The organism is Methylocystis sp., from assembly GCF_021731785.1.
In the GTDB taxonomy this organism is placed as follows: domain Bacteria; phylum Pseudomonadota; class Alphaproteobacteria; order Rhizobiales; family Beijerinckiaceae; genus Methylocystis.
In genome coordinates, this window is sequence record NZ_JAKFWS010000005.1 from 52,912 (window position 1) to 60,820 (window position 7,909).

Here is a 7,909-nt window from a genome sequence, read left to right on the forward strand (position 1 = left end):
TTTTTGCGCGCGTCTTAGCCGACGACGATCTCCGGCGCTGCGCGGCGCTTCTGCGTTTCGAGCAGCGTCTTCACTTTGGCGGCGAGATTGAGATAGACGGCGGCCTGCGGGCTGTCTGGCTCGGCGCCCACGACCGGGCGGCCGGCGTCCGAGGTTTCGCGAATTTTGATGTCCAGCGGCGCTTCGCCAAGGAAGGGCACGCCCATTTGTTCGGCGTCGTGGCGCGCGCCGCCATGGGCGAAGATCTCAGAGCGTCCGCCGCAGTGCGGGCACAGGAAATAGCTCATATTCTCGACAATGCCGAGAATCGGCGCCTCGACCTTCTGGAACATCGCCACGGCGCGGCGCGCGTCGATCAGCGCGAGATCCTGCGGCGTCGAGACGATCACCGCGCCGGCGAGCGGGACCTGCTGCGCGATGGTGAGCTGGACGTCGCCGGTTCCTGGCGGCATATCGATGACCAGCGCGTCGAGCTCTCCCCAGGCGACTTCGCCGAGCATTTGCGAGATCGCCTGCGACACCATCGGACCGCGCCAGACCATCGGCACGTTTTCGTCGACAAGAAAGCCCATCGACATGATTTTCAGGCCGTAGGCTTCGAGCGGCACGAGCTTGCCGGCTTCGATCTTCGGTTTCTCGGCGAGTCCAAAAAGCCGCGGCATCGAGGGGCCATAGACGTCGGCGTCGAGCAGGCCGACCCGCCAGCCCTGCGCGGCGAGGCCAAGCGCCAGATTGGCCGACGTCGTCGATTTGCCGACGCCGCCCTTTCCGGATGCGACGGCGATAATGAAACGGATTTTTTCCAGCGCCGGAATGCCGCCCCTGCTCTGAGGCGGCGGCGCGCCGGCCGCGTGCGCATGGGGTTGGCCGCGAGGCGGCGCCGCAGGGCGCGGCGCGCGCTCGGCGGTCAGGGTTACGACCGCTTGCTCGATGCCGGGCGCCGCCTTGATCGCACGCTCAGCAGCGACACGGGCGGCTTCCCACGCCTGCGCCTGGCTCGGATCGCCTGCTATAGAGACAAAGGCCTTGGCGCCCGACAGATTGATTCCGCTCACGGCCCCCGCCAGCGGCGCGCCGCCAGGCCCGTAGAGCCCTTCCAGCGCCTTCAGAATGTCAGCTTCTGTCCCCACGGGCTCGCTCCCTGCCTGTTTAGAGCTATTCTAGGCAAGGCATATGCCGCGATTAGCGCCCCTCGTCCATCCGCGCGCCGCAACAATCGCCATCCGCCTGCACGGGCGGGCAGGGAACATCGCCATAGGAGCAGAACACGCAGCAGTCTCCCGTCTTTGGCGTTAGCCGCGCCCCGCAGCCCGCGCAGACATGCACCACGACGCAGGCGTCCAGCGGCATCTCGAGCGTTTCCGCACGAGCGCAGTGGGGGCAGGTCAGGGTCGATTGTAGCTCCACATCGCGCATTTTAGACGAACATCATCGCCGGATGTTCGATGACGCACTTGAATTCCGCCAAAAGCTCGGCGCCCAGCGCGCCGTCGACGGCGCGATGATCGCAGGAGAGCGTCACACTCATCATTGTCGCGACAATCGGCGCGCCGTTCTTGACGATCATCCGCTGCTCGCCCTGCCCGACCGCCAGTATCGTCGACTGCGGCGGATTGATCACCGCGGTGAAGCTCTGCACGCCATACATGCCGAGATTGGAGACCGCCGACACGCCGCCTTCATATTCATGCGGCTTCAGCTTGCGGGCGCGGGCGCGGTCCGCAAGCTCCTTGATCTCGTCGGAAATCTCGCGCACCGATTTCGCCTCGGCATTACGGATGATCGGCGTCACGAGCCCGCCGGGGATCGACACGGCGACGCCGATATCCGAGGATTTGTGGCGCAGCAAAGCGTCCGGCGTATAGGTGACATTCGCCTCGGGCTTGCGCTGGAGCGCGAGCGCGAGCGCCTTCACCACGTAATCATTGACGGACGTCTTCCAGGTCGGCTTGCCGTCCGAGCCAAGCGGCGCGGCGGAATTATAATCCTCGCGCAGGCGCAGGAGCGCCTCGATCTCGCAGTCGATATTGAGATAGAAATGCGGAATGGTCTGGATCGCTTCGGTCAGCCGCCGCGCGATCGCCTTTCGCACATTGTCGTGCGGGATTTCCTCGAAAGAGCCGGCTTCGAAGAATTTGCGCGTGACGTCCGCCGACGGCGCGGCGGCGAGCGGCGCCGCCTTCGGCGTCTCGCCGCGCGCGATCGCTGTCTGCACGTCGCGTTCGATGATCCGGCCATGCGGCCCTGAGCCTTGAAGGGCGGAGAGATCGAGTCCGCCCTCCTTCGCTAGGCGGCGCGCGAGCGGCGAAGCGAAGATGCGGGCGCCGGGGGCGAATTGAGCGGGAGCGTTCATCGTGCGAATTCGCCTTTGGCGGCGGAAAGTTCGCTATATATTAGAGGCCTTGCGAAGAGCAGTCCATGAACGCGTCGGGCCGAGCCAATAAATCACCCGAGGAGAAAGTGGCCGCGAGTCAGCTTTATGACCGAGATTTTTACGCCTGGGCCAATGAGCAGGCGGCGCTGCTGCGCGCCGGAAAGCTCAGCGAGGCGGATATCGAGCATATCGCCGACGCGGTGGAGAGCTTGGGCAAAACCGAAAAGCGCGAGTTCGTCAGCCGATTGCGGGTCCTGATGCTGCATCTGCTGAAATGGCGCTTTGAGCCCGGCAAACGGACGCCGAGCTGGGAGGCGTCGATCAAGATTCAGAGACTGGATTTACTTGAGCATCTTCAAGACAATCCGAGCCTGCGCCCGGTGATCGCCACGATTCTTGAAAAGGCCTTCAAGGGGGCGGTGCTCGAAGCCATCGCCGAGACGGGGTTTCCGGACAAGACCTTTCCTCAGCAATGTCCCTGGACCTTCGAAGAGATGATGGCCGAGGATTTCTGGCCGGAGGGGTAAGGCGGCGAGGCGCGCTTTGCGCGCGTCGGGAATGACAGTGCAAACGGCTTCCCTCACGCGCATCCAATCAACGATACATCACCGCCTTCGCCGCGGCGACGACTTCCGCCACGCTCGGCAAAGCGAGCTTTTCGAGATTGGCGGCGTAAGGCATCGGCGTGTCCTTGCCGGTGACGCGCAGCACCGGCGCGTCGAGATAGTCGAAGGCCTCTAGCTGCACGCGCATCGCGATTTCGGCCGAGACTCCGCACTGCGGCCAGCCTTCCTCGATCGCGACGCAGCGGCCGGTCTTCTTCACCGAGTCGATGACGGTCGCCATGTCCATCGGCCGCAGCGTGCGCAGATCGATCACCTCGGCTTCGATTCCTTCCCTGGCGAGTTCGTCGGCGGCGCGCAGCGCATAGGTCATGCCGATCGAAAAGGAAACGAGCGTCACGTCCTTGCCCGGCCGGGCGATGCGGGCCTTGCCGATCGGCAAGACGAAATCCTCGAGCGCCGGCACTTCCGACGTCTTGCCGTAGAGAATTTCATTTTCGAGGAACACGACCGGATTGTCGTTGCGGATCGCGGCCTTCAGCAGCCCCTTCGCGTCGCTGGCGTTTGACGGCGCAATCACGATCAGTCCCGGCACCTGCGCATACCAGGCGGTATAATCCTGGCTGTGCTGAGCGGCGACGCGCGCCGCAGCGCCGTTCGGCCCGCGAAAAACGATCGGACAGTTGATCTGCCCGCCGGACATGTAAAGCGTCTTCGCCGCGGAATTGACGATGTGGTCGATCGCCTGCATCGAGAAATTGAACGTCATGAATTCAACGATCGGGCGCAGCCCCGCGAATGCCGCGCCGACGCCCACGCCGGCGAAGCCATATTCGGTGATCGGCGTATCGACGACGCGCTTGGCGCCGAATTCCTGCAAAAGTCCCTGCGTGACTTTGTAGGCGCCCTGATATTCGGCGACCTCTTCGCCGATCACGAACACCGCCGGGTCGCGCCGCATTTCCTCGGCCATCGCGTCGCGCAAGGCTTCGCGCATGGTCATGGACACCATCGTGGTTCCTTCCGGGACCTCCGGCGCCACGCTTTTCGACGGCTGCTCGGCGACGCTCGTCGCCTTGGGCGCAGGCGTCGCGGCTTCGACCGCGGCTTTGGTCTGCGCTCGATTGGCGTCTCCGGGCTGATCCTGAGGTGCCGTCTGGCCTGGCGCCGGCGGCACCGCTTCGGCCTGCTTCTGGGATTTGTCCTCTTCGCCGACACGCTTGATCGGCGCATGGTCGGCCGTATCAGCGACCGACTCACCCTCCTCAGCGATCACCGCGATCGGCGTATTGACGGCGACATTCTCGGTGCCGCCCGGCACGAGGATGCGCGCCAATACGCCCTCGTCGACCGCTTCGACCTCCATCGTCGCCTTATCCGTTTCGATCTCGGCGATGACGTCGCCGGCTTTCACTGCGTCGCCTTCGCTTTTCAGCCATTTGGCGAGCTTGCCCTGCTCCATCGTCGGCGACAGCGCGGGCATGAGGACGTTGACGGTCATTCAATCAATCCCTCACGCCAGCACGTCCGTCCACAATTCGGCCGGATCCGGCTCCTTGTCAGCCATGGCGAAATCGGCGGCGTCCGAGACGATCTTACGCGCATTGGCGTCGATCTTTTTGAGTTCGTCCTCGCTGACGCCGTCGGCGATCAGCCGCATGCGGACTTGCTCGATCGGATCATGGTCCGCGCGCATCTTCTGCACTTCTTCCTTGGAGCGATATTTCGCCGGATCGGACATCGAGTGGCCGCGGTAGCGATAGGTCTGCGCCTCTATCAGATAGGGGCCATTGCCGTTGCGGCACCATTCGATCGCCTCATCCGCCGCGGCCTTGACGATGCGCACGTCCATGCCGTCGATCTGCTTGCCGGGAATCGCAAAAGCCGCGCCGCGTTTCGAGAGGTCGATCTGCGCGGACGCGCGGGAGATTTCTGTGCCCATCGCATAGCGGTTGTTCTCGACGATGAACACGACCGGCAGTTTCCACAACGCCGCCATGTTGAAGGCCTCATAAACCTGGCCCTGGTTGGAGGCGCCCTCTCCGAAAAACGTGAGCGATACGCGGCCGTCGCCCCGATAGGCGTTGGCGAAGGCGACGCCCGCCCCGATCGGCGCCGGCGCGCCGACGATCCCGTGTCCGCCATAGAAATTGGCGGTGCGCGAGAACATGTGCATCGAGCCGCCCTTGCCCTTGGAATAGCCGCCGCGCTTGCCGGCGAGCTCGGCCATCACGCGCTTGGGCTCCATCCCTGAGGCGAGCATATGTCCGTGGTCGCGGTAGCTTGTGGTGAACTGGTCGCCGTCGCGCGCCGCCATCTTCACCCCGATGACGACGGCTTCCTGGCCGATGTAGAGGTGACAGAATCCGCCGATGACGCCCATGCCGTAGAGCTGCCCGGCCTTTTCCTCGAACCGCCGGATGAGCAGCATGTCGCGAAAGGCGGTGAGCTCCTGGTCGCGCGTAAACGCCGGGATTGTTGGCGCGCCCGTCGTGACGCCGCCGCTTTCCTCGACCATTTTACCGCTCCCGTCGCCAAGCTTTGCCGTGCAGAATAATCGAAGACGCCGTGAAAAACGAGCGTCTCGCCCTGCAATTCAATTTGGGGAGCGCGTCAACGTGTATCGAGCTGCGACTGCAGTTCTTCGGCGAAGGCAGTGATTCTCTTGGCGTTTGCGCCGAAGTCATGGCGTCCGTAGCGCGACGCCGATCGCAGATCGATGCGAGTCTGGCCCGGTAGCGGCTTGAAGCGAACGGTGATGTCGTCGTCAAATCCCATGACCAAAGTCTTGTCGATGAAATCGATATGGCCGTCGCCGCTGCGCCCGCCGGGCGGCCGTTTGTCGACGATTGTCCAGCCGCGGGCTTTGGCGGTTTTCAGCACCAGCGCGAAAGCCTCGTCGGTATCCAGATCGACGACGATTGGTTCGACGTCCGGATAGGCCGAACGTTGCGTCTCTCGCGCGCGCGCCGGCGGGCCAGGCGGCTGGAAACCGCTGCGCGCCTCGACTGCCGCTTTGGAGAAGGAAAAATGCGGCGGATTGGCGATGTCCGTCGAAATGTCGGAAAGCACCGGGAGACGCACCGCCTCGAAAGCGAGATAGGCCGGGTAGCCCAAAGTCAGCGCGGCGATGAAGAGCGCCGCTGCCGCCGCGCCCGCGCCGCGCCGTCCCTCCCGCCAAATCACCCGGCAAGCGGCGCAGAACAGAAGCACCGCGATCAACGCCAAGGCCATGGCTCCGCCAAGCGACGCTAGAGCTGAAGCCGGGTCAATGGCGCCAAGTCGCCCCAAAAGAATCGCCAAAATCGCCACAGTCGCGGCGAAAATTGCAAAGCGTCGGCTCCACAGCGCGACTTTGGACCAGGGCTCGGGCGGAAGATGACGTCGCATCGGATCAAAAGCTCATGTAACCGCCTGCGCGGCTCGGCGGCATTTTTCGCAAAATTGCGGCGAATGCAACGGCTGTCGAAAATTTAAAAAAAATTGGGCGATCGCCATCCGCGGCTCAATTCCTTAGCGGATCGTTAACTTGATGGAGACAATCGTAGAAAACACGGCAATTGAGTCCCCTCCTAGCGTCGAGCGCACCCATGTTGGACAAGTATTCCATCGAGTTCAACGAGCCCCAGTCGGGCGGCCATCCTCACGACCTTCTCGCGCGTCTTTACCGCGAGATCGGAATTTCCGCCGTCGCCGCGGCGCTGGAGGTTGAGCACTTCGCTCAGCAGTCGGCGGCCGTGATCGAGCATCTGGAGGATCGCCGCCTGCCAGCCGTGCTTGTGGGCGACGAACTCGCCGCCTGACCCGCTTCGCGCTAGGCTTGGCGAATGCGCCCTGGCGGCTATATGCTTCGCCAGGAGGACAAGGCCATGCGCAAGGCTCTCGGTCTAATCCTGCTCGTTGCGATCGCGGGCGCCGGACTGACGCCTGCCGCGGCTGACCCGCGAGTCCGCGGCTACCGCGCCCAGGTTCATCGCGCGCCGCCGCCGCGATATTCTGACGACGGCTATTTCTCGAACTATGTGACCGGACCGACAGGGGCCCCAACGCCCATCATGCAAGTGCCGGGCTCGGCGAGCGTCATCACCCGCAAGATGATGGACGACTTCCAGTCGCGCAGTCTCTGCGACGCTCTGCGGCTCGCGCCTGGAGTCAGCGCGTCTGGTTGCTGAGAGCAATCCGTTGAAGCTCTACATCTCGTCAAAAAAGCTCGGGCCGGCGAAGACGCAGCGCCTGTAACAGAACAAGCGTCTTCATGTCGACGAAGCCTTCCGCCGCCATCAATGCGGCGAGATCCTTCAGGCTCATTTCGACGACGCGCACTTCTTCATCTTCATGCGCGACGCCGCCGCCGTCGGCGACGCGATCCTCGGCCCGGTATTCAGCGAGATAAAGCGTCATCCGCTCGGTCGATACGCCCGGCATCGACCAGGCTGAGGCGACATGTTCGAGCGCGCCGAGCCGCAGTCCGCCTTCTTCAAGCGCCTCGCGTTTCGCCGTCGCGGCGGGGTCGTCCTCGCCCTCGACCAGGCCTGCGATCGCTTCGAGCGAATGGGTCGCACCGACCGACACGAGTTGCGCGGCGCGCAGCTGCTCCACGAGCAGCGCGGTTCTGCGCAAAGGGTCGTACGGCAGAACGGCGGCGGCGCAGCCATGGTCCTCGACGTCGCGCGAGAGGATTCGTCCGTCCGGCATGCGGATGGCCGCGATCGACATGGTCGTCCAGCGCTTGTGCGTGCGTTCGAGTTTGATGACGGCGGGTTTCATGGCGCGCGGATCCGAAAAACAAAGCGGCAAGAGCGGGGCTCTTGCCGCTTTTAGTTTCGCCGCGCCTCAGCGTCGATCACTCGATGATGCTGGCGACGACGCCGGCGCCAACCGTCCTGCCGCCTTCGCGAATGGCGAAGCGCAGCTTCTCCTCCATCGCGATCGGCACGATCAGCACCACGTCCATCGTCACATTGTCGCCCGG

10 protein-coding genes and 1 pseudogene are annotated in these 7,909 nt (G+C 63.9%); 3 read left to right on the top strand and 8 right to left on the bottom strand.

Annotated elements, in window-relative coordinates; translation table 11 throughout:
* Window positions 1-14: 14 nt before the first annotated feature.
* The 3 genes from QZ964_RS00955 to QZ964_RS00965 are packed head-to-tail and all read right to left on the bottom strand — an operon-like array spanning window position 15 to window position 2,353.
* Window positions 15-1,130, bottom strand: a complete 1,116-nt coding sequence (locus QZ964_RS00955; protein WP_292528043.1) for an Mrp/NBP35 family ATP-binding protein — start codon at window positions 1,128-1,130, stop codon at window positions 15-17.
* A gap of 52 nt (window positions 1,131-1,182) precedes the next feature.
* Entirely contained in the window at window positions 1,183-1,416 is a 234-nt protein-coding gene (locus QZ964_RS00960; protein WP_292528045.1) for a GDCCVxC domain-containing (seleno)protein, read from the bottom strand.
* Between the two features lies 1 nt (window position 1,417).
* Window positions 1,418-2,353 (bottom strand): 2-oxo acid dehydrogenase subunit E2, encoded by a 936-nt coding sequence (locus tag QZ964_RS00965; protein WP_292528046.1) that lies wholly within the window; start codon window positions 2,351-2,353, stop codon window positions 1,418-1,420.
* A gap of 65 nt (window positions 2,354-2,418) precedes the next feature.
* Between QZ964_RS00965 and QZ964_RS00970 the strand changes: the two genes are divergently transcribed.
* Window positions 2,419-2,901 carry a DUF29 domain-containing protein gene (locus QZ964_RS00970; protein WP_292528048.1) on the top strand — a complete coding sequence of 161 codons (483 nt, stop codon included), beginning with the start codon at window positions 2,419-2,421 and terminating at the stop codon, window positions 2,899-2,901.
* 67 nt (window positions 2,902-2,968) lie between these two features.
* Here the strand turns inward: QZ964_RS00970 and QZ964_RS00975 are convergent, their stop codons facing one another.
* From QZ964_RS00975 to QZ964_RS00985, 3 genes are all read right to left on the bottom strand, one after another.
* The gene (locus QZ964_RS00975; protein WP_292528049.1) at window positions 2,969-4,438 is read right to left on the bottom strand and encodes a pyruvate dehydrogenase complex E1 component subunit beta; all 1,470 of its coding nucleotides are present in this window, start codon (window positions 4,436-4,438) and stop codon (window positions 2,969-2,971) included.
* 12 nt (window positions 4,439-4,450) lie between these two features.
* On the bottom strand, window positions 4,451-5,455 hold the full coding sequence (gene pdhA / locus QZ964_RS00980) for a pyruvate dehydrogenase (acetyl-transferring) E1 component subunit alpha (RefSeq protein ID WP_292528051.1): 1,005 nt from the start codon (window positions 5,453-5,455) through the stop codon (window positions 4,451-4,453).
* A 95-nt stretch (window positions 5,456-5,550) separates the two neighbouring features.
* On the bottom strand, window positions 5,551-6,327 hold the full coding sequence (locus QZ964_RS00985; RefSeq protein ID WP_292528053.1) for a DUF1499 domain-containing protein: 777 nt from the start codon (window positions 6,325-6,327) through the stop codon (window positions 5,551-5,553).
* Between the two features lie 200 nt (window positions 6,328-6,527).
* On the opposite strand from QZ964_RS00985, the gene QZ964_RS00990 reads away from it, so the two are divergent.
* Both QZ964_RS00990 and QZ964_RS00995 read left to right on the top strand, forming a co-directional pair.
* Window positions 6,528-6,740 carry a hypothetical protein gene (locus QZ964_RS00990; protein ID WP_292528054.1) on the top strand — a complete coding sequence of 71 codons (213 nt, stop codon included), beginning with the start codon at window positions 6,528-6,530 and terminating at the stop codon, window positions 6,738-6,740.
* Between the two features lie 66 nt (window positions 6,741-6,806).
* Window positions 6,807-7,109, top strand: a complete 303-nt coding sequence (locus QZ964_RS00995) for a TonB-dependent receptor plug domain-containing protein (protein WP_292528055.1) — start codon at window positions 6,807-6,809, stop codon at window positions 7,107-7,109.
* Window positions 7,110-7,137: 28 nt separating this feature from the next.
* Here the strand turns inward: QZ964_RS00995 and QZ964_RS01000 are convergent, their stop codons facing one another.
* Both QZ964_RS01000 and tuf read right to left on the bottom strand, forming a co-directional pair.
* A complete protein-coding gene (locus tag QZ964_RS01000; RefSeq protein ID WP_292528057.1) occupies window positions 7,138-7,704 on the bottom strand; it encodes an NUDIX hydrolase in 567 nt (188 codons plus the stop codon).
* A gap of 76 nt (window positions 7,705-7,780) precedes the next feature.
* Window positions 7,781-7,909, bottom strand: a pseudogene (gene tuf, locus QZ964_RS01005) (elongation factor Tu); the annotation flags it as partial.